General features: G+C 67.5%; 25 protein-coding genes. 6 read left to right on the plus strand and 19 right to left on the minus strand.

Going from position 1 to position 24,875, the window contains the following annotated elements; all coding sequences use genetic code 11:
* Positions 1-90 precede the first annotated feature (90 nt).
* Together KXS11_RS13850 and KXS11_RS13855 are read left to right on the plus strand one after the other, a co-directional pair.
* Positions 91-666: a methylated-DNA--[protein]-cysteine S-methyltransferase gene (locus KXS11_RS13850; protein WP_437386190.1), complete on the plus strand. Its 576-nt coding sequence runs from the start codon at positions 91-93 to the stop codon at positions 664-666.
* Positions 663-1,250: a DNA-3-methyladenine glycosylase I gene (locus KXS11_RS13855; protein ID WP_437386191.1), complete on the plus strand. Its 588-nt coding sequence runs from the start codon at positions 663-665 to the stop codon at positions 1,248-1,250. Before KXS11_RS13850 ends, KXS11_RS13855 begins: the two co-directional genes overlap by 4 nt.
* Positions 1,251-1,287: 37 nt before the next feature.
* Here KXS11_RS13855 and KXS11_RS13860 read toward each other — a convergent pair whose 3' ends face one another.
* From KXS11_RS13860 to KXS11_RS13935, 16 genes are all read right to left on the minus strand, one after another.
* Positions 1,288-2,049 carry a YaaA family protein gene (locus KXS11_RS13860; protein WP_437386192.1) on the minus strand — a complete coding sequence of 254 codons (762 nt, stop codon included), beginning with the start codon at positions 2,047-2,049 and terminating at the stop codon, positions 1,288-1,290.
* Positions 2,050-2,053: 4 nt separating this feature from the next.
* Complete coding sequence (locus KXS11_RS13865) at positions 2,054-2,329, minus strand: F0F1 ATP synthase subunit epsilon (RefSeq protein WP_064295316.1); 276 nt, start codon at positions 2,327-2,329, stop codon at positions 2,054-2,056.
* A gap of 2 nt (positions 2,330-2,331) precedes the next feature.
* The gene (gene atpD, locus KXS11_RS13870) at positions 2,332-3,798 is read right to left on the minus strand and encodes a F0F1 ATP synthase subunit beta (protein ID WP_437386193.1); all 1,467 of its coding nucleotides are present in this window, start codon (positions 3,796-3,798) and stop codon (positions 2,332-2,334) included.
* A gap of 47 nt (positions 3,799-3,845) precedes the next feature.
* Positions 3,846-4,739: a F0F1 ATP synthase subunit gamma gene (locus KXS11_RS13875; protein ID WP_437386194.1), complete on the minus strand. Its 894-nt coding sequence runs from the start codon at positions 4,737-4,739 to the stop codon at positions 3,846-3,848.
* Positions 4,740-4,742: 3 nt separating this feature from the next.
* A complete protein-coding gene (gene atpA / locus KXS11_RS13880; RefSeq protein ID WP_437386195.1) occupies positions 4,743-6,371 on the minus strand; it encodes a F0F1 ATP synthase subunit alpha in 1,629 nt (542 codons plus the stop codon).
* Between the two features lie 110 nt (positions 6,372-6,481).
* Entirely contained in the window at positions 6,482-7,279 is a 798-nt protein-coding gene (locus tag KXS11_RS13885) for a F0F1 ATP synthase subunit delta (RefSeq protein ID WP_437386196.1), read from the minus strand.
* Positions 7,279-7,830, minus strand: coding sequence for a F0F1 ATP synthase subunit B (locus tag KXS11_RS13890; protein WP_437386197.1), 552 nt, complete (start codon positions 7,828-7,830; stop codon positions 7,279-7,281). Before KXS11_RS13890 ends, KXS11_RS13885 begins: the two co-directional genes overlap by 1 nt.
* A 30-nt stretch (positions 7,831-7,860) precedes the next feature.
* A complete protein-coding gene (gene atpE / locus KXS11_RS13895; RefSeq protein ID WP_347868346.1) occupies positions 7,861-8,094 on the minus strand; it encodes an ATP synthase F0 subunit C in 234 nt (77 codons plus the stop codon).
* Positions 8,095-8,140: 46 nt separating this feature from the next.
* Positions 8,141-8,920, minus strand: coding sequence for a F0F1 ATP synthase subunit A (gene atpB, locus KXS11_RS13900; RefSeq protein WP_437386198.1), 780 nt, complete (start codon positions 8,918-8,920; stop codon positions 8,141-8,143).
* 285 nt (positions 8,921-9,205) lie between these two features.
* Complete coding sequence (locus KXS11_RS13905) at positions 9,206-9,691, minus strand: hypothetical protein (RefSeq protein WP_437386199.1); 486 nt, start codon at positions 9,689-9,691, stop codon at positions 9,206-9,208.
* On the minus strand, positions 9,688-10,953 hold the full coding sequence (locus KXS11_RS13910) for an MraY family glycosyltransferase (RefSeq protein ID WP_437386200.1): 1,266 nt from the start codon (positions 10,951-10,953) through the stop codon (positions 9,688-9,690). Before KXS11_RS13910 ends, KXS11_RS13905 begins: the two co-directional genes overlap by 4 nt.
* Positions 10,953-11,618, minus strand: a complete 666-nt coding sequence (locus KXS11_RS13915; protein WP_437386201.1) for an L-threonylcarbamoyladenylate synthase — start codon at positions 11,616-11,618, stop codon at positions 10,953-10,955. The genes KXS11_RS13910 and KXS11_RS13915 overlap by 1 nt, the downstream gene beginning before the upstream one ends.
* 72 nt (positions 11,619-11,690) lie before the next feature.
* Positions 11,691-12,677 carry an MraY family glycosyltransferase gene (locus tag KXS11_RS13920; protein ID WP_437386202.1) on the minus strand — a complete coding sequence of 329 codons (987 nt, stop codon included), beginning with the start codon at positions 12,675-12,677 and terminating at the stop codon, positions 11,691-11,693.
* Positions 12,674-14,494, minus strand: coding sequence for a polysaccharide biosynthesis protein (locus KXS11_RS13925; RefSeq protein ID WP_437386203.1), 1,821 nt, complete (start codon positions 14,492-14,494; stop codon positions 12,674-12,676). Before KXS11_RS13925 ends, KXS11_RS13920 begins: the two co-directional genes overlap by 4 nt.
* A 12-nt stretch (positions 14,495-14,506) precedes the next feature.
* Positions 14,507-15,484, minus strand: a complete 978-nt coding sequence (locus tag KXS11_RS13930) for an NAD-dependent epimerase/dehydratase family protein (RefSeq protein ID WP_437386204.1) — start codon at positions 15,482-15,484, stop codon at positions 14,507-14,509.
* Positions 15,481-16,266 carry a glycosyltransferase gene (locus KXS11_RS13935; RefSeq protein WP_437386205.1) on the minus strand — a complete coding sequence of 262 codons (786 nt, stop codon included), beginning with the start codon at positions 16,264-16,266 and terminating at the stop codon, positions 15,481-15,483. The genes KXS11_RS13930 and KXS11_RS13935 overlap by 4 nt, the downstream gene beginning before the upstream one ends.
* 135 nt (positions 16,267-16,401) lie before the next feature.
* Here KXS11_RS13935 and KXS11_RS13940 point away from each other — a divergent pair, with 135 nt between their 5' ends.
* Positions 16,402-17,040 carry an HAD-IA family hydrolase gene (locus KXS11_RS13940; protein WP_437386206.1) on the plus strand — a complete coding sequence of 213 codons (639 nt, stop codon included), beginning with the start codon at positions 16,402-16,404 and terminating at the stop codon, positions 17,038-17,040.
* A gap of 51 nt (positions 17,041-17,091) precedes the next feature.
* On the opposite strand, the gene prmC is transcribed toward KXS11_RS13940, so the two are convergent.
* The gene (gene prmC / locus KXS11_RS13945; RefSeq protein ID WP_437386207.1) at positions 17,092-18,033 is read right to left on the minus strand and encodes a peptide chain release factor N(5)-glutamine methyltransferase; all 942 of its coding nucleotides are present in this window, start codon (positions 18,031-18,033) and stop codon (positions 17,092-17,094) included.
* Between the two features lie 167 nt (positions 18,034-18,200).
* On the opposite strand from prmC, the gene cysK reads away from it, so the two are divergent.
* The 3 genes from cysK to KXS11_RS13960 all read left to right on the plus strand — a co-directional run bounded on the left by cysK (position 18,201) and on the right by KXS11_RS13960 (position 21,359).
* The gene (gene cysK, locus KXS11_RS13950) at positions 18,201-19,139 is read left to right on the plus strand and encodes a cysteine synthase A (protein WP_437386208.1); all 939 of its coding nucleotides are present in this window, start codon (positions 18,201-18,203) and stop codon (positions 19,137-19,139) included.
* A 9-nt stretch (positions 19,140-19,148) separates the two neighbouring features.
* Positions 19,149-19,715 carry a serine O-acetyltransferase EpsC gene (epsC, locus tag KXS11_RS13955; RefSeq protein WP_437386209.1) on the plus strand — a complete coding sequence of 189 codons (567 nt, stop codon included), beginning with the start codon at positions 19,149-19,151 and terminating at the stop codon, positions 19,713-19,715.
* A gap of 87 nt (positions 19,716-19,802) precedes the next feature.
* The gene (locus KXS11_RS13960) at positions 19,803-21,359 is read left to right on the plus strand and encodes an ABC-F family ATP-binding cassette domain-containing protein (RefSeq protein ID WP_437386210.1); all 1,557 of its coding nucleotides are present in this window, start codon (positions 19,803-19,805) and stop codon (positions 21,357-21,359) included.
* Between the two features lie 99 nt (positions 21,360-21,458).
* On the opposite strand, the gene prfA is transcribed toward KXS11_RS13960, so the two are convergent.
* A complete protein-coding gene (prfA, locus tag KXS11_RS13965) occupies positions 21,459-22,538 on the minus strand; it encodes a peptide chain release factor 1 (protein ID WP_437386211.1) in 1,080 nt (359 codons plus the stop codon).
* Between the two features lie 122 nt (positions 22,539-22,660).
* Positions 22,661-24,835: a transcription termination factor Rho gene (rho, locus tag KXS11_RS13970; protein WP_437386212.1), complete on the minus strand. Its 2,175-nt coding sequence runs from the start codon at positions 24,833-24,835 to the stop codon at positions 22,661-22,663.
* Positions 24,836-24,875: the final 40 nt, after the last annotated feature.

A 24,875-nucleotide genomic window follows, 5' to 3' on the forward strand; every position in this document is an offset into this window, starting at 1 on the left:
GTCCTCCACAGGTGCGCCGCTCCCCCGAGGAACGACGCAGATGCTCCCCACGTACGCTCCCGTCCGAACGGCTCGCCTAGCCTGCTGCACATGATCGATCACGACGCCCCGCTCCGCCCCAACCGCCCGTCGTTCCTGCAGCCGTCCCCTGCCGAGGGCCCTCGCGCGCAAGTCCCGCTCGAGACGGGGTTCCTGCGTGTGCCGACACCGATCGGACGGATCGAACTGCGCTCAGCGAGCGGTGCCGTCACAGGCATCACGATCGAGCAGGACGGACGACTCCCCCTCGACGGCCACGACGAGCAGCCCACGAGCGTGCTCCTCGATGCCGCAGAACAACTCGACGAGTACTTCCGCCACGAGCGTCGGGAGTTCGACGTCCCGCTCACGACGACCGGGACGCCGTTCCAGCAGTCGATCTGGGCCGCTCTCGGCGACGTCGCGTTCGGCGAGCACATCGGGTACGGCTCGCTGGCGGTGCAAGCGGGCTCGCCGGGCGGTGGCCGCGCAGCCGGCCAAGCAGTGCGGGCGAACGCGCTCCCGATCCTCATCCCCTGCCACCGCGTCCTTGGCTCCGGAGAACGGGTCACCGGCTATTCTGGCGGGGAGGGGCCGGCCACGAAGCGATGGCTCCTCGACCACGAAGGGATCCCCTACCGCCGATGACCGCACCGACCCCCCTCGTGATCGGCGATGACACCCTCCCTCGCTGTGCCTGGGTTGGCACCGACCCCGAGTATCAGCGGTATCACGACGAGGAATGGGGTGTCGCTCTGCACGGCACGTCGAAGGTCTTCGAGAAGATGAGCCTCGAGGGGTTCCAAGCAGGGCTGTCCTGGATCACCATCCTGCGGAAGCGCCCGGCGTTTCGCGAGCGGTTCCACGCGTTCGACCTCGCCCGAGTCGCCGCCATGACCGAGGACGACGTTCGGAGCCTGCTGCAGGACGCCCGGATCATTCGGCATCGCGGCAAGATCGAGGCGGTCATCGGGAACGCCCGCACGGCGTTGGAACACGGTGACGACCTCGACGAGATCCTGTGGAGCTTCCAGCCGGCGCCGCGAGCGACACGGTTCTCGACCTGGGCCGAGGTCCCAGCGGTCACCGAGGAGTCGACGGCGCTCAGCAAGCACCTGAAACGCCGTGGGTACCGGTTCGTCGGACCGACGACGATGTACGCGCTCATGCAGTCCGCAGGGCTCGTCGACGATCATTTCGTCGGCTGCTGGCGCGCGCAGTCGCAGCGCTGAACACGGCCTCGAGCCCGACCGTCGCCGGATACCGCCGTCAGATGATCAGTGCGAGTTCGGAGAGGCGCCCGGACGCGGTTCGGGCGTGCGGCTCGAGTCGCCAACCGGTGTCGCGTGCCCAGGAGAGCAGGGACTCGAGGTCGGGGTGATCGACACCCGCCTCCAGCACGGCGCGCGTGAACCGGCCTTTGCCCTGCTTGTTGAAGTGGTTCAACGCCCGACGCGTGCCGTCGTCCCCCTCGGTCAACACCCGCAGGTACACGGCACCGTCCCGGTCCGGAAGCGGTCCGAGCGCCGCGTAGCCCTCCGATCGCAGGTCGAGAAGGACACCGGGCACCTGTTCGAGTTCACGCGCGACGGCCTTCGCCCAGTGACGCTTCAACACGAAGCCGGGAACGCGCGAGTCGTGCGACAACCGGTACGCCGGGACAGCGTCGAGCCCGGCAACCGGTCCGAGCAACGCAGAGTGCACGACGAGGTGATCCCCCGCGAACCGGCAAGCTGACGACGACAGGGTGGCTGCGTCGAGTGCGTCGTAGAGTACACCCGTGTAGCGGTCGATGACGGGCATCGTCGGGGAGGTGGCCGCAGCGCGGTTCCGAGCGATCTCGCCGTGCTGTTTCGGGCCGAGCTTCAACGCCGTGATCGTCGCGGACGCATCGGCCGCCAGCGCGACGACGGCGGACAGGAGTTCGTTCCGGGACGACGAGAGCCCTGGAAACCGCAGGTCTGCGGTGTCCAGGGCTCGTCCGTCGCCGCCGTCCCGCTTCGTCTCAGAAGGGGGAAGGAGGATCAGCACTGCGTCAGGAGCTGGTCACGAGCGTGGCGTTGCCTGCCACGACGGTGACGGTGTTGTTCTCGACCGACAGGAAGCCGTCTTCTGCGTTCGCGACGATCTTCGAGCCGTCTTCGAGCGTGACACGGACCTCACCGGCGGCGAGGATGGCCAGCATCGGCTCGTGGCCGGGCAGGATTCCGATCTCGCCGTCGACGGTCTTCGCGATCAGCTGGCGCGCCGGGCCGGACCACACTTCGTGGTCGGCCGCGACGACGCTCACGGTCAGGGGAGCGGATGCCATGACTAGCCGTTGTCCTTCTGGATCTGAGCCCACTTCTCTTCGACGTCGGTGATCGAACCGACGTTGAAGAACGCCTGCTCAGCCACGTGGTCGAACTCGCCCTTCGCGATCGCGTCGAACGACTCGATCGTGTCCTTCAGCGGAACCGTGGAACCCTCGACACCGGTGAACTTCTTCGCCATGTAGGTGTTCTGGGAGAGGAACTGCTGGATGCGGCGTGCGCGCGACACCGTGATCTTGTCTTCCTCGGAGAGCTCGTCGACACCGAGGATCGCGATGATCTCCTGGAGCTCCTTGTTCTTCTGGAGGATCTGCTTGACCGTGGTCGCAACGCGGTAGTGGTCGGCACCCAGGTAGCGGGGGTCGAGGATACGGCTGGTGGAGGTCAGCGGGTCGACGGCCGGGTACAGACCCTTGGAGGCGATCTCACGAGAGAGCTCGGTGGTCGCGTCGAGGTGGGCGAAGGTGGTCGCCGGAGCCGGGTCGGTGTAGTCGTCGGCCGGCACGTAGATCGCCTGGAGCGAGGTGATCGAGTGACCACGGGTCGAGGTGATGCGCTCCTGGAGGAGGCCCATCTCATCGGCGAGGTTCGGCTGGTAACCCACGGCGGAAGGCATGCGACCGAGCAGGGTCGACACCTCGGAACCGGCCTGGGTGAAGCGGAAGATGTTGTCGATGAAGAGCAGCACGTCCTGCTTCTGGACATCGCGGAAGTACTCCGCCATGGTCAGCGCCGAGAGGGCCACGCGCAGACGCGTTCCCGGCGGCTCGTCCATCTGGCCGAACACCAGGGCGGTCTTCTCGAAGACGCCGGCCTCTTCCATCTCGTGGATGAGGTCGTTGCCCTCACGGGTACGCTCACCGACACCGGCGAACACCGACACACCACCGTGGTCCTGCGCGACGCGCTGGATCATCTCCTGGATGAGGACGGTCTTGCCGACACCTGCACCACCGAAGAGACCGATCTTGCCACCGAGGACGTACGGGGTGAGGAGGTCGATGACCTTGATACCGGTCTCGAACAGCTGCGTCTTGGACTCGAGCTGGTCGAAGGGCGGCGGCTGACGGTGGATCGGCCAACGCTCGGTGATCTCGATCTGCTCACCGGGCTCGGCGTTGAGCACCTCGCCGATGACGTTGAAGACCTTGCCCTTGGTGACGTCGCCGACGGGCACCGAGATGGGCGAACCCGTGTCGGTGACCTCCTGGCCGCGGACGAGACCGTCCGTCGGGTTCAGTGCGATCGCGCGGACCAGGTCGTCTCCGAGGTGCTGTGCGACCTCGAGCGTCAGGACCATGGTCTGCTCGCCGATGACGACGCTGGTCTTCAGGGCGTTGTAGATGCCCGGGATCGCGTCGTGCGGGAACTCGATGTCGACGACCGGGCCGGTCACGCGAGAGATGCGACCGACAGCGCCGGCCTTCACCTCTGCAGCGCCCTGCTCGGCAGTTGCGGTGGTAGTCATGTTCTTCTCTTCTCTGTCTCTACAGATACGTGTGCGTGGTGCGATGACTAGGACGAGAGCGCGTCTGCGCCGCCAACGATTTCAGAAATCTGCTGGGTGATCTCGGCCTGCCTCGCGTTGTTGCGGAGGCGGGTGTAGTCGGTGATGAGCTTGTCTGCGTTGTCGCTCGCCGACTTCATCGCCTTCTGCGTCGCGGCGTGCTTCGCAGCGGACGACTGCAGCAGCGCGTTGAAGATCCGGCTCTCGATGTAGTTCGGGAGCAGTGCGTCCAGCACACTCTCCGCATCCGGCTCGAACTCGTACAGCGGCAGGACCGCGGTGTCGGTCGGCTCCTCGACGCCTTCCACGACCTCGAGCGGCAGCAGACGGACGACCTCGGGGGTCTGCGTCATCATGCTCACGAGGCGGTTGTAGACGATGTGGATCTCATCCACGCCACCCTCGGATGCGTCCGTGAGGAACGCCTCCAGGATGGCCTGGCTGATCTCCTGCGCCGTGGCGAAATCGGGGTTCTCGGTGTTCCCGACCCACTCGCCCGCTGCCTGCATGCGACGGAAGGTGAAGTAGGCGACAGCCTTGCGACCCACGAGGTAGTGGGTGACTTCCTTGCCCTGGCTGCGCAGCAGCTCGGTCAGTTCGGCGGCCTCACGGAGCACCTGCGAGTTGAACGCGCCTGCGAGGCCGCGGTCCGATGCGAACACGACGACCGCAGCACGCTCAACCTTTTCCGGCTCGGTCGTGAGCACGTGGTCGACGTTGGAGTACGTCGCGACGGCGGACACGGCCCGAGTGATCGCACGAGAGTACGGTCCGGACGCTGCCACCCGCGCCTGCGCCTTCTGGATGCGCGACGCGGCGATGAGCTCCATCGCCTTCGTGATCTTCTTGGTCGTCTGCGCAGACTTGATCTTCTGCGTGTAGACCCGGAGTTGAGCGCCCATGGACTAGCGGCGACCCTTCACGATCTTCTCCTGGTTGACGTCTTCAACCGGGAGCTCCTCGACCTGCTCGGAGCCGAGGGCAGCGCCTTCGCCCGTCTGGAACTCCAGCTTGAACTGGTCGACGGCGGAGTCGAGCTTCGCGACGGTGTCGTCGTCGAGCACGTTCGTGTCGCGCAGCGTGGTGAGCACCTCGGTGTTGCGGCCCAGGTAGTCGAGGAGTTCGCGCTCGAAACGCAGCACGTCTTCGACCGGGACGTCGTCCAGCTTGCCCTTGGTTCCGGCCCAGATCGAGACGACCTGCTCCTCGACGGGGTACGGCGAGTACTGGGGCTGCTTGAGCAGCTCGGTGAGGCGAGCGCCACGAGCGAGCTGACGGCGGCTTGCGGCGTCGAGGTCGGACGCGAACATCGCGAAGGCCTCGAGCGAGCGGTACTGGGCCAGCTCGAGCTTCAGCGTTCCGGAGACCTTCTTGATGCTCTTGACCTGAGCGTCACCACCGACTCGCGAGACGGAGATACCGACGTCCACTGCGGGACGCTGGTTGGAGTTGAAGAGGTCGGACTGCAGGAAGATCTGGCCGTCGGTGATCGAGATCACGTTGGTCGGGATGTACGCCGAGACGTCGTTCGCCTTGGTCTCGATGATCGGGAGGCCCGTCATCGACCCGGCACCGAGCTCGTCGGACAGCTTCGCGCAACGCTCAAGCAGACGGGAGTGCAGGTAGAAGACGTCACCCGGGTAGGCCTCGCGTCCCGGCGGGCGGCGGAGGAGGAGGGAGACGGCGCGGTAGGCCTCAGCCTGCTTCGACAGGTCGTCGAAGATGATGAGGACGTGCTTGCCCTCGTACATCCAGTGCTGGCCGATCGCCGAACCGGTGTACGGAGCGAGGTACTTGAAGCCGGCCGGGTCGGATGCGGGCGAGGCGACGATCGTCGTGTACTCGAGTGCGCCAGCTTCTTCCAGCGCGCCCTTCACGGAGGCGATGGTCGAACCCTTCTGACCGATGGCGACGTAGATGCAGCGAACCTGCTTGTTGACGTCGCCGGACTCCCAGTTGGCCTTCTGGTTGATGATGGTGTCGATCGCGATCGCGGTCTTGCCGGTCTGGCGGTCGCCGATGATCAGCTGACGCTGTCCGCGGCCGACGGGGATCATGGCGTCGATGGCCTTGATACCGGTCTGGAGCGGCTCGTGCACCGACTTGCGCTGCATGACACCCGGAGCCTGGAGCTCGAGGGCGCGGCGGCCGGTGCTGGCGATCTCGCCGAGACCGTCGATCGGGTTGCCGAGGGTGTCGACGACGCGGCCGAGGTAGCCGTCGCCGACGGGGACCGAGAGGACCTCGCCGGTGCGGGTGACGTCCATGCCCTCGACGATCTCGTCGAACTCACCGAGGACGACGACGCCGATCTCGTGCTCGTCGAGGTTCAGAGCGAGGCCGAGCGTGCCGTTCGCGAAGCGGAGGAGCTCGTTCGCCATGGCGCCCGGGAGACCCTCGACGTGCGCAATGCCGTCAGCGGCATCGGTCACGCGTCCGACCTCGGTCGCCGCGGCCGAGCCGGGCTCGTAGGCCTTGACGAAGTCCTTGAGAGCATCCCGGATCTCGTCTGGGCTGATCGTGAGTTCTGCCATCATGTTCCTTTTGGTTGTGGAACCCGGGGGTTCCGAGAGGTGCGATCCGTCAGGATCAACGTCTTGAGTTGTGGAGACCGTCGGGTCGGTCCCCGCGCTGCGCGGGCCGGCTAACCGGCGAGTTGCAGTCGGAGGTCGTTCAGTCGGGCAGCGAGGCTGCCGTCGATGACGTCGTCCCCGAGCTGCACGCGCAGTCCGCCGACGACGGCGGGGTCGATCACCTGGTTGATCTTCACCTGACGGCCGTAAGCCGTCGCGAGGTACCGCTCGAGGCGCGCGAGCTGCGACGTCTCGATCGGAGCAGCTGCCGTGACCGTTGCGACCGCGAGGCCTTGCTGGTCAGCGACGATGCGTGAGGCGTAACGCAGCAGCTCACCGATGCGGCGGCCGCGAGGCTGCTGCACGAGCTGACCGACGATGCTGACGGTCTGCGCGCTCGCCTTGCCGGCGAGGAGCGAGCCCGCGAGCGCGCCCTTCGCCTGAGACGAACCGAGCTTGCTGCTGAGCGCGAGTTCGAGCTCGTGGTTGCTCGAGACGAGCTTGCCGAACTCGAACAGCTCCGCCTCGATGTCGCCCTGTGCGCCAGCAGAGATCGATGCTGCTCGGAGGCCGAGCTCTTCGATACCCGCGAGCAGGTCGTCTTCACTGGACCATCTGCCGGCCACGACGGCCTGCAGGACGCTGAGCGCCGAGGCGCTCAGCTGGCCGGCGAAGATGCGGTCGACGACAGCGCGCTTGGCGCTGGCGTCTGCAGCCGGGTCGCTGAGCGCGGCGCTCAGGTGGCTCGAGCCGCCGATGGCCCGGCCCGCAGCGAACAGACCGTCCGCGGTGGCCAGATCGGCCCCGGCGCCGAGGGCGGCGAGGGCCTCCTTCGACGAGGCGAGTGCTTCTCTGGTCGCGCTACCCATTACTTGGCTGCCTTCTCCGACGCTTCGAGGTCTGCGAGGAACCGGTCGACGACAGCCGTGGCCTTCGCGTCATCGTTCAGCGTCTCCCCGATCACACCGGACGCGAGGTCCAGAGCGAGCGTGCCGACCTCGGCGCGCAGCGACACCACGGCCGCCTGACGCTCTGCTTCGATCTGGGCCTGCGCGCTCGCGGTGACGCGTGCCGCCTCGACCGTCGCCTGCTCCTTGAGCTCGGCGAGGATGGTCTGGCCGTCGACGCGGGCCTGCTCGCGGATGCGACCGGCCTCCTGGCGGGCTTCGGCGAGCTGAGCGTTGTACTGCTCGAGCGCGGCCTCGGCCTGCTTCTGCGCCTCATCAGCCTTGGCGATGTTGCCTTCGATGGCCGCAGCGCGGTCGTCGAGCAGCTTCTGCACCTTCGGCAGGATCAGCTTCCAGAAGAAGCCGAGGATGATGAGGAAGACGACGAGCGACCACACAATGTCGTAGACCGCTGGGATCAGAGGGTTCGTCGGCGCGCCCTCTTCAGCAGCGATAATCACTGCATCAAACATCTTGCCTCCTTCGGAGATGTGAAAGGGGGCTTAGACGAAGATGAAGTAGGTCGCGATACCGATGAAGGCGAGCGCCTCGGTGAACGCGATACCGATCCACATGAGGACCTGGAGACGGCCGCCCAGCTCGGGCTGGCGCGCGGTGCCTTCGATCGTCTTGCCGACGACGATACCCACGCCGATGGCGGGACCGATGGCTGCGAGACCGTAACCGACCGTCGCGATGTTTCCGTCAAGGGCGGCGAGAACGGTAGTTGCGTCCACGTTTGTTTCCTTCCGTTGGGTGAGACCTGGCGGGTGCCGGGCTCGATTAGTGCTCTTCTGCGACCGCGAGCTGGATGTAGACCGCGGTGAGGAGGGTGAAGACGTACGCCTGGAGGACTGCCACCAGGAGCTCGAAGAGGGTGAACACCAGGCCGAAGGCCAGGGTGCCGACACCCATCAGGGCGAACCAGCCGCCGAGGTTGACGATGAAGAACTGCGTCGCCGCGAAGAACAGGACGAGCAGCAGGTGCCCGACGATCATGTTCATCAGGAGTCGCAGCGTCAGCGTGAGCGGACGGATGACGAAGGTCGAGATGAGCTCGATCGGCGTCACGATGATGTACACCGGCCACGGCACGCCGGAGGGGAAGAGGGAGTTCTTGAAGAACTTGCCGGGACTCTTCTTGATGCCCGCATAGATGAACGTGATGTACGACACGAGCGCGAGGACGAGCGGGACACCGATGACCGACGTGCCGGCCAGGTTCAAGCCCGGGATGATACCCGTCAGGTTCATCGCGAGCACCATGAAGAAGATGGTGGTGAGGATCGGCAGGAACCGCTTGCCGTCCTTCTTGCCGAGGAGGTCTTCAGCGATGTTGACGCGAACGAAGCCGAGCCCCATCTCTGCCAGACTCTGCGCTCGTCCGGGGACCAAGCGCATCTTCCGCGTGGAGAGCCAGAAGAAGAGCAGCAGCGCGATGACGGCGATGAAGCGGATCAGGATGACCCGGTTGATCGCGAAGGGCGTGCCCTCGAAGAGGATGATGTCGGGGAAGAACTCGTCGATCGACGGACCGTGGAACTCGCCATCTTCGGCGGCCATCGGTGCGATCAAGTGCACAGCGTTAGCGAACAGCACGTATCTCCAGTTTCGGGGGCGTGGAGCAGAGCTCTCGCGGCGACGAACAGGGGGGATGTCTCCTCCACGCACGCCGAAGCAGTGCAAGTGGGAGGATTCGTTGATCAGTCTAGCAAGGAAACCAGCTCCAGACGAACCCACGGGCGGTATTCCATGGCTATATTCCGCGTCGGTGCGCCTCAAGCGCCTCGGATACCCCACCGGGCATGCGAACGAGACGAAGACGTTCCGTCACCGGACCGCTCAGGATCAGTCCGGGACGGAGCCGTCGGTCGGAGCCTTCGGCAGGACGTCGTCTGAGACATAGGGCACGCGCACCTTCGCAGCGACCACCGCATCGATCACGAGCGAGCCGATGACACCGACGATGAGGGTGCCGAAGAGCATCGGCGGGTTCACCCACGGCTGGTCCTTCAGGATGAAGCCGAGCACGAGGAACAGGACGAACTTCACGAGCCAACTGCCCATGACGACACCGAACAGGATGCCGACGAAGAAGTCCTGCCCCGACCATCGGTTGGCGAAGAGGATGCTCACCGAGGTGATGCCGAGGAAGACGAGCGCCATCGCCGCACCCAGGAGCGCGCTCGTGAGCCCACGCGTGCCGTCGACGCTCCAGCCGACCACTCCCCCGACGACGGCGAGGACGAGCGCGAGGAGTGCGCTGTACGTGAGGGCCGTGCGGAAGACCGCGTTCGAGCTCATCGTGGAGCCGGACTTGGCGTTGGAGGTCATGGTTGCTGGTCCTTCTTGGCGAGGGAATCGAGGGAGTCGAGGGTGGCACCGCTCACGGGGGCTTCGGGGTCGCGCGCGTCGGACGCCTCGTCGAGCCGATCGTACAGCGCCGAACCGGGAGAACCCGGGGCGTCGCCGCTCACCTGCTGGGCCAGACGGTCGGCCCGTCGCCGCCGCCCCAGCGGCAGCAGGGTGAGGACGGTGCAGGCGAGGACGCCGACGCTCACGAAGAGGACGGCGATCCAGGTGGGCACCGCGAAGAACAACAGGCAGCCCACCGAGATGACGACCGTCCACCCGTAGAAGATCAGGACGGCGTGCACCTGGCTGTGGCCGAGGTCGAGGAGGCGGTGGTGCAGGTGCAGGCGATCCGCGCTGAACGGTGACTTCCCGGCACGCAGACGGCGGAGGACCGCGAGCACGAAGTCCGCGAGCGGCACGATGAGGATCGCGAACGGCAGGAGGATCGGGATGAACGCCGGGAGCAGCTGCGTACGACCGAGCGCCGCCGGATCGACCTGGCCGGTCACGGCCGCCGCCGACGTCGCCATGAGCAGTCCGACGAGCAGCGCACCGGCGTCGCCCATGAACAGGCTCGCCGGGTGCCAGTTGAGCGGCAGGAAGCCGAGGCAGGCACCGATGAGGATGGCCGCGATCAGCGAAGCGAGGTTGAAGTAGTCGCTTGCGCCCGTCGAGGTGACGAGCAACTGCGTGTAGAGGAAGAAGACGGTGTTCGCGATGATGGCGACGCCCGCGACGAGGCCGTCGAGGCCGTCGACGAAGTTGACCGCGTTCATCACGAGCACGATCGCGAAGACCGTCATGATGAAGGACACCCACGAGGAGCCGACGGTGATCCCGCCGATCGGGAGCGAGTAGATCTGTACCCCCAGCCAGGCCACGAGGCCGGCAGCCATGAACTGCGCCGCGAGCTTGATCATCCAGTCGAGGTCCCACAGGTCGTCGGCGACGCCGATCCCGACGATGAACAGGGAGGCGCCGAGGATCGCGAGGACGGGTTCCGGGTCGGCGAAGACCAGGTCGAAGAAGGGCAGCTGCCAGGCGACACCGAAGGCGATCAGGATCCCGATGAACATCGCGACGCCGCCGAGGCGGGGCGTCGGTGTCTGATGGACGTCACGCTCGCGGATCGGGGGGTGGATGCCGTACTTCACGCCCACGCGGCGCGCGAGGTGAGCGAAACCGAAGGTGATGCCCGCGCTCACCACGAGCACGATGAGGTAGCCGGAGAACTGACTCATCAGCCGATCGGGTCGGCGAGCAGCTCGCCCACCACTCCCCTGAGTGCCTCGCGCGACACCGCCCCCTCACGCAGCACCACGATGCGCTCGTCGGCGGTCCCGAGGCTCGTCGCATCGATGATCGTCGAGGACTGCTCGCCGCTCGGGCCACCGTCGAGGTACACCGAGACCGAGTCGCCGAGCATCTCGAGGGCTGCTGCAGCGGTCGTCGCCGCCGGGCGACCCGTCAGGTTCGCCGACGAGACGGCGAGCGGGCCGGTCTCCTGCAGGAGTTCGAGCGCGACGGGGTTCGACGGCATCCGCAGCGCCACCGTACCGGCGGTGTCGCCGAGGTCCCAGGCGAGCGAGGCCTGGGCGTCGAGCACGATCGTGAGACCACCCGGCCAGAACTCCTCGACGAGCTTGTGGACGGCATCGGGCACAGTCGATGCCAGAGCCGCCAGGGTGTTGACCCCGGAGACCAGCACGGGCGGCGGCGATTGGCGCGTCCGCCCCTTGGCGTCGAGCAGTCGCTGGACCGCCGCAGGTGAGAACGCATCGGCCGCGAGGCCGTAGACCGTGTCGGTCGGCAGGACGACGAGCTCCCCACGCGACAGCGCGGTCCGTGCGAGCCGCATGCCTGCGAGCAGCTGCGCGTGGTCCTGGCAATCGAAGGTCTGCGTCATGAGGGGTCCTGGCTGTGGCGGGGCCGCCGATCGATGATCAGACGGCCGGATGATCTGGGTGACGACGCTCAATCATAGTCTCGGCTGGCGGGACAGCAGCCGGGGCGAGACGAGGTACGCGGCCAGCACCACGACGATGCCGAGGCCTGCGAGCACTTGCAGCGGCAGCGTCGCGGACGCGAGGACGATGCCGAGGAGCCCCGTGGCGATCGTCGCCGCGGTGACGACGATGGTGGCGCCGAGGTGCCCGAGTCCGCCGGCCGCGAGCCGCTGATAGGCGTGGCTGCGGTGTGCCTCGTGGAGCGCCTCTCCTCTGCGCCACCGCGCGATGATCGTCGTACCGGTGTCGGCGACGTACACGAGGACGGGGCCGACGAGCGCGATGAAGGAGATGCCGCTGAACGCCGCGTAGATCGCGACGGCGACGAGGGAACCGCCGAGGAGGTAACTGCCGACGTCGCCGAGGAACATCCGCCGCTTCGCGAGGTTCCACGGGAGGAAGCCCAGGAACGCCCCTGCGACGACGAGGCCCGCGGCGGCCACACCTGGCAGCCCGGCTGCGATGCCGAGCGCCGCGTAGAACCCGCCGACGACCGCCCCGTGCATCGAGGAGATCCCGTTGACGCCGTCCATGAAGTTCGCGATGTTCGTGTACGCGACGAGCGCGACGATCCCGAGCGGGATCCACCAGAAGCTCGCCTCCATCGAGACCACGAGCACCCAGGTCGCGACGAGCCCGAGCACGACCTGCAGACCGAAACGCGCGCGAACCGGCAGACCGCGGACGTCCTCGACGCCACCGATCGCGGCATTCACGACGGCGACCGCTGCGACGATCCACAGCGGCAGACTGTGGAACCAGACGGCGGCGGTCCCGAGGCCTGCGGCCACAGCGACCGCCACTCCGATGCCCCCGCCGCGCACCGTGGGCGTGACATGCATCGATCGATGGTTCGGGGTGTCGAGGACGGCTCGTCGCACGAGGATCGGGCGGATCACGAACTGCGACAGCAGGCTCACGGCGAGGGCGATCGCCCCCGCCCAGACGGCGAGCGTCATTGCACCAGGTGGTGCGTGCTCGCGCCGTCCTCGCTGATCGTCTCGCGCCATACGGCGATGTCGAGCGAGGCCGGATCGAGTGGCTGGATACGCGTGTGCGACACCTTCGGATGCTTGGACCGGTCGGCGATCTCGTCGGTGTCGACGAGGACCTCGTGCAGCTTCTCACCGTGGCGGAGGCCCGTGTAGACGATCTCCACGTCCTTGCCGGACGCTGCGATCATCCGCTTCGCGACGTCGAGGATGCGGACAGGCTTGCCCATGTCGAGGATGAGGACCTCTCCGGGATCGCCGATCGCCCCGGCCTGGATGACGAGCTTCGACGCCTCCGGGATCGTCATGAAGAAGCGGGTGACGTCGGGGTGCGTGACGGTGACCGGTCCTCCGGCCTCGATCTGCGCGGTGAACGCGGGGATGGCGGAGCCGCGGCTGCCGATCACGTTGCCGAATCGCACCGACAGGTACCGGGCGTCGGTCTCCTCGATGCTCATCCACGCGGTCAGCTTCTCGGCGACGCGCTTGCTGTAGCCGAGGACGGTGGTCGGGTTCGCGGCCTTGTCGGTCGAGATGTTGACGAAGGTCCCGACGCCCACCGCGCGGGCGGCGTTCAGGACGTTCAGCGTACCCAGCACGTTGTTCTTCCAGGCCTCGTCCGGGTACTGCTCGAGCATCGGCGCGTGCTTGAGTGCCGCGGCGTGGAAGACGACGTCTGGCCGACGGTCTTCGAAGACCTCGAGGAGCGACGGGTAGTCGCGGATGTCGGCGAGCACGACCTCCTTGGTGTCGAGGAGGCCGTGGCCGGAGATCGACAACTGGGTGGTGTGCAGACCCGTCTCGTCGCGATCGAGGAGGACGAGCTCGGCGGGGCCGAACTGGTTCACCTGACGAGCGATCTCGGAGCCGATGGAGCCGCCGGCACCCGTCACGAGCACCCGCTTGCCGGTGAGGTACCCCGCGATGCTCTCGACCTGCAGGTCGACCGTGTTGCGTCCGATGAAGTCCTCGACGTTCAGGTCGCGGAGACTCGGAGCGCTCTCCGCCTTGTCGGGAGCGAGCATCGTGTCGATGGTCGGGACGACGAGCACGCGGAGGTTCGCTTCGTCGGCACGTTCGCTGACCTGACGGATGAAGTCGTTGTCGACGTCCGCGATGCTGATGATGAGGGCCTGCGCACCCGTGCGCTTCACGGCCTCGACGAGGTCTGCGCCAGTACCGACGACCGCGACCGAGGCGATCCGGAAGTTCTTCTTCGACGGGTCGTCGTCGATGACGCCGACGGGCAGGTAGGGCGACTGCGGATCGCGCATGAGTCTCGGGATGATGGACATCCCGAGCGCCCCGGCACCGTAGACGAGCACCCGCTGGGCCTCGACCGGACGACTGCGGCTGTCCACGAACAGGCGCTTCACGTAGCGGATGATGCCCATGAAGACGATCGCGAAGGGGAAGGCGATCACGGTGGTGGAGCGGGGCACACCCCACGCGACGCCGAAGATCGCGTTCACGGCGACGAGGATGGCGGTGACGATGAGCGCCACGATGATCAGCTGTCTCGCCTCGTAGAAGCTGCCGAAGCTGTGCAGGCCGTGGTAGTAGGCCCAGACGTATGCGACGACGACCTGCGCGACCACGGCGATGACGCAGAGCGCGAGCGTGCCGAGGACGGAGACCCGCTCGTACTCCAGTTCGTAACGGACCAGTTGGGCGACGACGAGGGCGAGGACCCAGCACAGTGCGTCGAGGGCGGTCTTGGCCGCGAAGCGGGGACCTGGCGCCTGCGTCCACCTGCGGGGGGCGTCGGGAAGAGTGGGGGTCATAACCTGTCAATCCTACCGATCGTCGGCTTCGGGTTGGCTGCGGACCGGTTGCGTGGCCCCGCTTCGGGCTGAGGATCCCCGTTCGGCGGTGAGTGCGGCGATGGAGGTGCGGAGGCCGTCGTCGGTGCCGACGGGCATGCTCGTCCGGCCGAGAGCGTCGAGGAGCTTCGCGCCGGAGACGCGGTAGTCCTCGGTCAGCTTCGCAAGTCGGCGGGTGTTCAACGGCACCGCTCGGACACGGTCACCGATGCGGGCGATGGCCCGCACGATCACGCGCGGGATCGCGAGTCGACGCACCGGCTTCCCCGTCACCTCCGCGATCAGCGACACCAGGTGGCCGGTCGAGACCGGGTCGTCGTCGGCGACCAGGTAGATCCCGGTGGGGACCGTCGGCGTGTCGAGCACGCGCGCGACCACCCACGAGAGGTTCCCGATCGACACGAAACTGCGCTCGTTGGCGAAGGCGTCGAGGGGGTACGGGATGCCACGCGAGAGCATCCCGAACAGCAGCCGCAGGTTGCCTTTGTCGCCCGGTCCGTGCACCATCGTCGGGCGCAGGACGATGACGCGGCGGCCGACCGGCGGGGACGTCGCGAGCAGCAGGCGCTCGGCCGCGAGTTTCGACTTCCCGTACGGCGTCACCGGATGCGCGTCCGCCTGCTCGTCGAGGACGCCGTCCACGGACTCCTCGTTCACCGCGGCGACGCTGCTCATCTGGATGAACGTCGAGGCGCCTGTGTCGAGGAACGCTGCATAGACACGCTCCGCGAGATCGGTGTTGATCCGGCGGTAGACCTCGGGGCCCGCCGTGCCGTCGAGGTCGTGGGCCTTGCCGGCGAGGTTCACGACGGCGTCGATGCCGTCGGGGAACGGCTCCCCCATCCAACCGCGCAGGGAGAACGGCACGACCTCGTGACCCGCGGCTTCGAGGGCGGGGACGAGGTTCGTCCCGATGAAACCGGTCGCACCGGTGACGAGGACGCGGCTCATCGTCCGAACCACCCCCACGTGCGGAAGTACACGAAGGCCCCCTGGATCGAGTACCACATGAGCTTCCTGCTCTGGTGCGAGCCTTTCGCGAAGTGGTGGTAGATGGTCGCTCCCGGGTAGTACGCGGTCCGCGAGACCTGCAGGAAACGGCGCGTGAGGTCGGCGTCCTCGATGTACATGAAGATGCGTTCGTCGAAGTAGCCGACGCGGTGCAGCGTCGAGGTACGGAGGAACATGAAGCAGCCGGACAGGTACGGGACGTCGAACATCGTCTTGCGGTAGTCGTGGGCGGGGTTCTCCTCGATGTCCCGGTACTCGTACGCCGCCATGCGCTTCGCGAACAACGACTGCAGCGGGCCGGGCAGGAACCGCCGGGCGAAGAGGTCGAACACCGAGGGGTTCCGCTTCACGAGGTATTGGAGCGAGCCGTCCGGGTAGAGCACGCGGGGCATGACGTGGCCCACCTCGGGGTGCTCGAGCATGAACTCGTACAGCTCCTCGACGGCCTCGGCCTCGAAGTACACGTCCGGGTTGATCACCATGTGGAACTTGGAGCGGCCGAGGACCTTCTCGATCGCGATGTTGTGCGCAGCGCCGAAACCCGGGTTCGCAGGGTTGTGGAGGTACTCGATCCGGGCGTCGTCGGCGAGGTCGCGGAGGTCGTCCGTGGGCGAGTTGTCGATCAGGTAGAGCGTCTCGACGAGTGGACTCGAGAGCGTCGAGTCGATGGCCGCACGCAGTTTCGCGCGATCGTTCTGGTACATGACGATGCACCCGGTCACGGGACGATCCACTGCGGCACCTCTCCGGAGGCGGGACGGCACCCCCGAATCGCGGACGACCCGGGCCGCCTGCGCCCGTCAGTCTACGTGCTGCGACCGGGAGGACCCCGGCGGCGACAGGACCATACTGGAGAGGTGCCGAAACGCGTGTTCTTCTTCGATTGCGACAAGACCCTCTACGACTACGACTTCCGGAAGCGCCTGCCCGCGCTCGCTCGGGTGACCGGCGTGAGCCAGTACCGGCTCGCCACGCTCTGGTGGGTCGGTGGGCACGAGGCAGCGGCGAACATCGGCGAGTACCCCACCAGTGACGACTACCTGGCGGTGTTCGCGGAGGTGACCGGCTATCCGCTGACCCTCGACGAGTGGCGTGAGGCCCGAGAAGCTGCGATGACGCCCGTGCCCGGGGCACTCGCTGCGCTGGAACGCGCGGCGACGCTCGGAACCGTGTCGCTCCTGTCGAACAACCCGATCCCGTTCCGCGACTCGTTCGCCCGGCTCGCTCCACGCGCAGCCGACGTCCTCGGGGAGAACGACCTCGTCTCAGCGGTCCTCGGCGCCGAGAAGCCGGAGCCGCGCATCTACACGCGAGCGCTGAGCCGCTACGGCGTCGCACCGTCGGACGCGATCCTCATCGACGACTCGGCGGCGAACTGCGCCGGCGCCGAAGCCATCGGGATGCACGCCTTCCAGTTGACGAAGGACGAGCGGGGCGTGTTCGACATCGCCGGACTCGACGCGGCGATCGACGCCTTCGTCGCCGCCACGGACTGACGCTGCGACACCGACGCCGGTCCGCCGTCTGACGACCGGGGCTGCAGTGGCCTAGCGGATGGCGATCGTCGTGCGATCGCGGGTCGTGAGATCGCGATGCGTGGCCGCCGCGTGCCAGCCGTCGGCTGTCAGGAGGTCACGGATCGCCTGCCCCTGCAGCTCACCGTGCTCGATGATGAGGGTGCCGCCGCGGTGCAGCAGGCGCTGAGCCGTCGCGGAGACGTGGCGGACGACGTCGAGCCCGTCGGGCCCGCCGTACAGCGCGGCCGACGGATCGTACAGCCTGACCTCGGGGTCGCGCGGGATGGCGTCGTCCGGCACGTACGGCGGGTTCGAGATGACGACATCCACCATGCCGTCGAGCTCGTGGAACGCATCGGCGAGGTGCTCGAAGACGACGGTGGCGTTGTCCGCACCCGACTCCGCGAAGTTCTGCTTGGCCCAGATGAACGCGTCGACCGAGTTCTCCGTCGCGTAGATCGCGGCGTTCGGGACCTCGGTGGCCATCGCGAGGGCGATGGCACCGCTCCCTGTGCCGAGGTCGACGCCGATCGGACGCGGGATCGGCACCGCACGGAGTGCGTCGATCGCGAACTGCACGACGGACTCGGTCTCCGGCCGCGGGACGAAGACGCCCGGGCCGACTGCGAGTTCCATCGATCTGAAGGCCGCTCGGCCGGTGATGTGCTGCAGCGGTTCGCGCGAGGCGCGTCGTTCGACGAGCTCGCCGAAGACGGCTCGCTCCTCGGCGTCGAGCACGCGACCGGTGATCGCGGCGGCCTGGACCGCTCCGCGTCCGAGGCCGAGCACGTGTCCGAGGAGGAGCTCCGCGTCGACATCCGGCGAGGGGACCGCGGCGCGCGTGAGGACGTCGAGCGCGTGCTGACGGGCGAGCTCGACCGTCGCGGGATGCCCCGTCGACGGCGCGTCGGATGTCTCACCGGTCCCCTCGGGGGACGGCACTGCGGCGGAGGAGGAGGGCGTTGTGTGCATGAGGGAGGTCATCAAGAGGTGTGGCCTGGTCGGGTGGGCCGCATCGAGCCTAGCGCACGGCGCTTCGGCCGCCCCGGACGAGCGGCCTGCACGCACGTCACACAGGGGCGCCCACCAGGCGCACGTCGTAGGCTGAGCCCCAGAACCCGTTCAAGGAAGAGGAACCCGTGGCAGGCACGATCTACAGCGACATCACCGAGGCCTACGGCCGGACCCCGCTCGTCCGTCTCAACCGCATCGCGGAGGGCGTCGGCGCGACCGTGCTCGCCAAGCTCGAGTTCTACAACCCCGGTTCGAGTGTCAAAGACCGACTGGGCATCGCCCTCGTGGACGCTGCAGAGGCATCGGGGCAGCTCCCGCCCGGCGGCACCATCGTCGAGTCGACCAGCGGGAACACCGGCATCGCCCTCGCCCTCGTCGGTGCGGCGCGGGGCTACAAGGTCATCCTCACGATGCCGGCCTCCATGAGCAAGGAACGCCGAACCCTGCTCCGTGCCTTCGGCGCGGAACTCGTCCTCACCGACCCCACGAAGGGCATGGCCAACGCCGTCGAGGAGGCCCAGCGCATCGTCGCGGAGACGCCCGGCGCCGTGTGGGTGCGACAGTTCGAGAACGAGGCGAACCCCGCGATCCACAAGCGCACCACGGCACCCGAGATCTGGGAGGACACCGACGGCACCGTCGACGCCTTCGTCGCCGGCATCGGCACCGGCGGGACCATCACGGGTGTCGGTCAGTGGCTCCGCGAGAAGAACCCCGACGTCCAGATCATCGCCGTCGAACCGGCCGACTCCCCACTGCTCAGCGAGGGACGCGCCGGCGGCCACAAGATCCAGGGCATCGGCCCCAACTTCGTCCCCGCCATCCTCGACACGGACCTGTTCAGCGAGATCATCCCGGTCGAGACGGACACCGCGTACGCGACCGCACGTCAGCTCGCCACCGATGACGGCATCCTCGGCGGCATGTCCGCCGGAGCCGCCGTGTGGGCTGCACTCGAGGTCGGCCGACGCCCTGAGATGGCCGGCAAGACGATCGTCGTGATCATCCCCGACGCCGGCGAGCGCTACCTGTCGACGACGATGTACGACGACCTCCGCGACTAGGCTCGACCCATGGGAATGCTGTCGCGGGTCCGCGAGGATGTCGGTGCTGCACGCACACACGATCCAGCGGCCCGCGGCACCCTCGAGATCGTCCTCAGCTATGCCGGGCTGCACGCCGTCTGGGCCCACCGGGTGAACCACCGGCTCTGGAAGCGGGGCTTCCGTACCCTCGCCCGCTTCGGGTCGCAGTTCACGCGATTCCTCACCGGCATCGAGATCCACCCCGGCGCGACCATCGGGCGCCGGTTCTTCATCGACCACGGCATGGGGGTCGTGATCGGCGAAACGGCTGAACTCGGCGACGACATCATGATCTACCATGGCGTCACGCTCGGCGGAAAGAGCCTCGGTGCCGGCAAACGACACCCGACCATCGGCGACGGTGTCGCCGTCGGCGCTGGCGCGAAGATCCTCGGTCCGATCACCGTCGGTGCCGGCAGCATCGTCGGCGCGAACGCCGTCGTCACGAAGGACTGCGCCCCGCGCAGCCTCCTGCTCGGTGTGCCCGCCGTCGAACGTCCCCGTGGCACCGGCTCGCACGGTCTCGCGCTGCTCGACCCTGAGTACCACATCTGACCTTCCCGGCGAGAGGCGACCGATCGTCGCCCGCCGACCATCCGGGCGAGCAGTCGCCTCCCCTCACCCCAGCCTCGAGAGGTCCCCATGAGTCTCATCCGCCTGCACGACGTCACCGTCCGCTTCGAAGACCGCCCCGTGCTCCGCGACGTGTTCTTCCGCCTCGAGCCCGGCGACCGCGTCGGACTCATCGGACGCAACGGCTCCGGCAAGTCGACGCTCCTGAAGCTCGCCCTCGACAGGCTGCAGCCGGACGCAGGGACGGTCACCGTCGAAGACGGCACCCGGATCGGCTACTTCTCGCAGTTCTCGGAGCTCGACGGGACTGCCACCATCACGGAGGTCCTCGAAGGACTGTTCTCGCACATCCACGAGATCGAAGCCGAGCTCGCCTCGATCGACGCGGCGATCGCCGCCGACCCGAACGACCTCGACGGCATGACGAAGCTCATCGAGCGCCAGGCGGAACTCTTCGAGGAGATGGAGCGTCAGGACGGCTGGGACTACCAGCGTCACATCGACACCGCGCTCACGACGCTCGGCTTCGACACCGCGCGTCGGGTGCTGCCGATCGACTCGCTGTCCGGCGGCTGGAGGAACCGTGCCGCGCTCGCGAAGATCCTGCTCGAGCGCCCCGACGTGCTCCTGCTCGACGAGCCCACGAACTTCCTCGACGTCGCCGGCGTCGAATGGTTGGAATCGTGGTTCGGCTCGTTCCGCGGCGCTGCGATCATCGTCTCCCACGACCGCACCTTCCTCGACGCGGTCGTCACACGCATCGTGGAGGTCGAGAACTTCCACCTCCACGAGTACCCGGGGAGCTTCGACGAGTACGTCGTGCAGAAGCAGTTCCGGCTGAAGAGCCTCGAGGCGCAGTTCGTCCACGAGTCCGAGCTGCTCGCCTTCGAGGCCGAAGGCATCTCCGACCGACGCGAGGCCGCCAAGGCGGCGGGGAAGAAGGACCTGTCCTCGCAGCTCGCGAAGATCAAGAAGGCCCGTCCCCCGCGCCCCGTCGACGACATCATCACCGACATCTACGGTGGCCTGCACATCAAGGACACGCTCTGCCGGATCCAGGGGCTCACGAAGGCCTACGGTGAGCACGTCCTGTTCGACGGGCTCGACCTGGAGATCGGTCGTCGCGAGCGCATCATCGTGCACGGTCCGAACGGCGCGGGCAAGTCGACCTTCCTCCGTATCCTCGAGGGCGACGAGCGGCCGGACGCCGGCAGCGTGACGTGGACCGGCGGGGTCCGCTACGCCTCGTACAACCAGATGGTGGAGGAGCTCGACCTCACCGACACCGTCGCCCACGCCGTCGGTGCCATGCCCGACAGTCTCGCGTTCGCGGCGACGAAGAAGTCGGTGAACCGCTTCCTCGGGATGTTCCAGTTCTCGGAAGCCGACCTCAAGCAGAAGATCGGCATGCTCTCGGGCGGTCAGCAGGCTCGCGTCGCGATGGCCCAGTGCCTGCTGTCGGGGGCCTCGGTGCTGCTGCTCGACGAACCGACGAACCACCTCGACCTTGCGAGCACGCAGGTGATGGAGCGGGCGCTCGTGCACTTCCCCGGCGCGATCGTCGTCGTGAGCCACGACCGCTTCTTCGCCGACAAGGTCGCGACGAAGCGGCTCCGCATCGGCTGAGCGGACGGTTGCCCCCCGTCGACAGGCTCAGGGACCGGATCGGACCGGGTCCCTGAGATCGGACCGGGTCCCTGAGCTTGTCGAAGGGCGCGGAGGTCGCTAGTTCTGGTCGCCGATGTCGGCCAGACGTGCCTCCTCGTCGGCTGCGATGGCCGAGTCGATGATCGGGCCCAGCGCGCCATTCATGACCGCGTCGAGGTTGTACGCCTTGTACCCCGTGCGGTGGTCCGCGATGCGGTTCTCCGGGAAGTTGTACGTGCGGATGCGCTCGGACCGGTCCATCGTGCGGATCTGCGTCTTTCGGGCTGCGCTGTCGAGGGCCGCCTGCTCCTCCTGCTGGCGTGCGAGGATGCGGGCGCGCAGGACGCGCATGCCTGCCTCGCGGTTCTGCAGCTGGCTCTTCTCGTTCTGCATCGACACGACGATGCCGGTCGGCAGGTGGGTGATGCGCACCGCCGAGTCGGTCGTGTTCACCGACTGCCCGCCGGGGCCGCTCGAACGGTAGACGTCGATCTTCAGGTCGTTCTGGCTGATCTCGACCTCCTCGGGCTCGTCGACCTCGGGGAAGACGAGCACGCCCGTCGTCGAGGTGTGGATGCGGCCCTGCGACTCGGTCGCGGGCACCCGCTGGACGCGGTGCACGCCACCCTCGTACTTGAGGTGGGCCCAGACACCCTGCGAGGGGTCCGAGGCGTTCGACTTGATGGCGACCTGGACGTCCTTGTATCCGCCGAGGTCGCTCTCGGTGCGTTCGAGGAGCTCCGTCTTCCAGCCCTTCGACTCCGCGTAGTGAAGGTACATCCGGAGGAGGTCGGCGGCGAACAGCGCGCTCTCCGCGCCGCCCTCGCCACCCTTGATCTCCATGATGACGTCGCGGCCGTCGTCGGGATCGCGCGGGATGAGGAGGCGGCGCAGCTTCTCCTGATTGGTGACGAGGAGCTCCTCGAGCACCGGCACCTCCTCGGCGAACGCGTCGTCCTCCTTGGCGAGCTCGCGGGCCGCGTCGAGGTCCTCCTGCGTCGACTGCCACGTGTGGTAGGCCGCGATGATCTTCGACAGCTCGGCGTAGCGGCGGTTGATCTTCTTCGACCGAGCAGGGTCGGCGTGCACCGCCGGGTCGGCGAGCTGATCCTGGAGATCCTTGTGCTCGGCGACGAGCGTCTCAACTGATTCGAACATCGTTCACTTCCTTCATGACCATCATGCTGCACCCGCGCGCGAGGACGCCGGGGGAAAACGGAACCGACCCCACCCGCTCCGCTGCCACTGGGGCTCGGAGTTGGTGGGGCCGGTCGGGACCGCTAGCGGTGGTTGTTCTCGTGTCCGTGGCTGTGCGAGGTCGGTGCGGGCATCGACTTCTGCATCTGCACGAGGAACTCCACGTTGGACGTGGTCTCCTTGAGCTTGCCGAGGACGACCTCGAGCGCCTGCTGCTGGTCGAGACCGGCGAGGGCACGACGCAGCTTCCAGGTGACCTTGACCTCGTCGGGGCCGAGCAGCATCTCTTCACGGCGGGTGGACGACGCGTTGACGTCGACGGCCGGGAAGATGCGCTTGTCGGCGAGCTGACGCGAGAGGCGCAGCTCCGAGTTGCCGGTGCCCTTGAACTCCTCGAAGATGACCTCGTCCATCTTGGAACCGGTCTCGACGAGTGCGGTCGCGAGGATGGTGAGCGATCCACCGTTCTCGATGTTGCGAGCCGCACCGAAGAAGCGCTTCGGCGGGTAGAGGGCCGCGGCGTCGACGCCACCGGAGAGGATACGACCGGAGGCCGGAGCCGCCAGGTTGTAGGCCCGGCCGAGGCGGGTGATCGAGTCGAGGAGCACGACGACGTCGTGACCCAGCTCGACGAGGCGCTTCGCGCGCTCGATGGCGAGCTCGGCGACCGTCGTGTGGTCTTCGGCGGGGCGGTCAAAGGTGGAGGCGATGACCTCGCCCTTCACCGTGCGCTGCATGTCCGTGACCTCTTCGGGACGCTCGTCCACGAGCACGACCATGAGGTGGACCTCAGGGTTGTTGATCGAGATGGCGTTCGCGATCTGCTGCAGGACGATCGTCTTGCCGGCCTTCGGCGGCGCGACGATGAGGCCGCGCTGGCCCTTGCCGATCGGAGCGATCAGGTCGATGATGCGCTGCGTGAGCTTCGTCTGCTCCGTCTCGAGGCGCAGACGCTCCTGCGGGTACAGCGGGGTCAGCTTGCCGAACTCGACACGGGCCGCCGCCTCCTCGACCGACAGGCCGTTGATGGAGTCGACCTTGACGATCGCGTTGTACTTCTGACGGCTGCTGCTGTCGTTCTCGCGCGGCTGGCGGATGGCACCGACGACGGCGTCACCCTTGCGCAGGTGGTACTTCTTGACCTGGCCGAGGGAGACGTAGACGTCGTTCGTGCCGGGCAGGTAGCCCGAGGTGCGGACGAACGCGTAGTTGTCGAGCACGTCGAGGATTCCGGCGACCGGGATGAGGACGTCGTCCTCGGCGATCTCCGGCTCGACCTCGTCGTTCTGGACCGATCCACGACGCTTGCGGTCGCGGTACCGGCTCCGGCCGCCACGGCCTTCGGCGTCGTCGCCCTGGTTCTGCTGGCCGCCCTGGTTGCCACGGTTCTGCTGCTGGCCGCCCTGCTCCTGCGCCGGCGCGGCCTTCTGCTGACCGGCGTCGGCGTTCTGGCCGGCCTGACCGTTGTTCTGGTTGCCCTGGTTGTTCTGACCACGGCCACGGCCACGGCCACGACGGCCACCCTGCTGCTGCGCGTCCTGCTGCTCGGAGGAGTCCTGTCCGGACGCATCGTCGACCTCGGTGCCGGACGTCTCTGCAACGGGCGCCTCGGCGGCGGCCGACTGCTCGGAGCCATTCTGCTCAGCGTCGTCGGACGAACGGTCGCGGTCGCGACCACGGCCACGGCGGTTGCCGCGCGAGCGCTTCTGGCCCTGTTCGGGAGCAGCCGACTCCTCGGTGGGGGTCTCGGCAGGGGCGTCGGTCGACGCCGGCTCGCCCTGCTCTGCGGAAGCGGACTCGACGGGAGCCGATTCGACGGGAGGTGCGGCGACCGGCTCGGAGACCGTTGCGGGAGCTTCGACCACCGGCGCGCCGATGATCGGGGCCGCCTGGTCGACCACGGTGGCCGAGGTCGCACGGCGCGATGCGCGCTTGCGCACCGTCGGAGCGGCCTTCTCGGCACCGAAGGCCTGGTCGAGGGCGAGGTCGAGCTCGGGGAGCTTCGACTGCACCGGGGCCTGCGGGGCGACCTCGGCGGCGGCGACGGCCTCGATGACCTCAGCGGTCTCGGTGCCCGCGGCGTCGGCCGAGGTGCTGTTCTGGATGTTCTGGATGGCCTCGACCAGCTCGCCCTTGCGAAGCTTCGAAGCGCCGGCCACCCCGAGGGCGGCAGCGAGACGCTGCAGGTCAGCGACCTTCAGCGTCTTCGGGTCGGCATCCAGCGAGACGCCCGAGGCGCCTTCGTTGACGTCAGTCACGTGTTTTTTCCTTCCCTTGCGTCGAGACAGAGCTGTCTCG

The organism is Plantibacter flavus, assembly GCF_051487245.1.
GTDB classification, from domain to species: domain Bacteria; phylum Actinomycetota; class Actinomycetes; order Actinomycetales; family Microbacteriaceae; genus Plantibacter; species Plantibacter flavus_B.

Coding starts and splice junctions, on each gene's coding strand:
- KXS11_RS13850 (WP_437386190.1), top strand. CDS start 91: ATGATCGATCACGACGCCCCGCTCCGCCCCAACCGCCCGTCGTTCCTG.
- KXS11_RS13855 (WP_437386191.1), top strand. CDS start 663: ATGACCGCACCGACCCCCCTCGTGATCGGCGATGACACCCTCCCTCGC.
- KXS11_RS13865 (WP_064295316.1), bottom strand. CDS start 2,329: ATGGCATCCGCTCCCCTGACCGTGAGCGTCGTCGCGGCCGACCACGAA.
- atpD (WP_437386193.1), bottom strand. CDS start 3,798: ATGACTACCACCGCAACTGCCGAGCAGGGCGCTGCAGAGGTGAAGGCC.
- KXS11_RS13875 (WP_437386194.1), bottom strand. CDS start 4,739: ATGGGCGCTCAACTCCGGGTCTACACGCAGAAGATCAAGTCTGCGCAG.
- atpA (WP_437386195.1), bottom strand. CDS start 6,371: ATGGCAGAACTCACGATCAGCCCAGACGAGATCCGGGATGCTCTCAAG.
- KXS11_RS13885 (WP_437386196.1), bottom strand. CDS start 7,279: ATGGGTAGCGCGACCAGAGAAGCACTCGCCTCGTCGAAGGAGGCCCTC.
- KXS11_RS13890 (WP_437386197.1), bottom strand. CDS start 7,830: ATGTTTGATGCAGTGATTATCGCTGCTGAAGAGGGCGCGCCGACGAAC.
- atpB (WP_437386198.1), bottom strand. CDS start 8,920: ATGGCCGCCGAAGATGGCGAGTTCCACGGTCCGTCGATCGACGAGTTC.
- KXS11_RS13905 (WP_437386199.1), bottom strand. CDS start 9,691: ATGACCTCCAACGCCAAGTCCGGCTCCACGATGAGCTCGAACGCGGTC.
- KXS11_RS13910 (WP_437386200.1), bottom strand. CDS start 10,953: ATGAGTCAGTTCTCCGGCTACCTCATCGTGCTCGTGGTGAGCGCGGGC.
- KXS11_RS13915 (WP_437386201.1), bottom strand. CDS start 11,618: ATGACGCAGACCTTCGATTGCCAGGACCACGCGCAGCTGCTCGCAGGC.
- KXS11_RS13920 (WP_437386202.1), bottom strand. CDS start 12,677: ATGACGCTCGCCGTCTGGGCGGGGGCGATCGCCCTCGCCGTGAGCCTG.
- KXS11_RS13925 (WP_437386203.1), bottom strand. CDS start 14,494: ATGACCCCCACTCTTCCCGACGCCCCCCGCAGGTGGACGCAGGCGCCA.
- KXS11_RS13930 (WP_437386204.1), bottom strand. CDS start 15,484: ATGAGCCGCGTCCTCGTCACCGGTGCGACCGGTTTCATCGGGACGAAC.
- prmC (WP_437386207.1), bottom strand. CDS start 18,033: ATGCACACAACGCCCTCCTCCTCCGCCGCAGTGCCGTCCCCCGAGGGG.
- epsC (WP_437386209.1), top strand. CDS start 19,149: ATGGGAATGCTGTCGCGGGTCCGCGAGGATGTCGGTGCTGCACGCACA.
- KXS11_RS13960 (WP_437386210.1), top strand. CDS start 19,803: ATGAGTCTCATCCGCCTGCACGACGTCACCGTCCGCTTCGAAGACCGC.
- prfA (WP_437386211.1), bottom strand. CDS start 22,538: ATGTTCGAATCAGTTGAGACGCTCGTCGCCGAGCACAAGGATCTCCAG.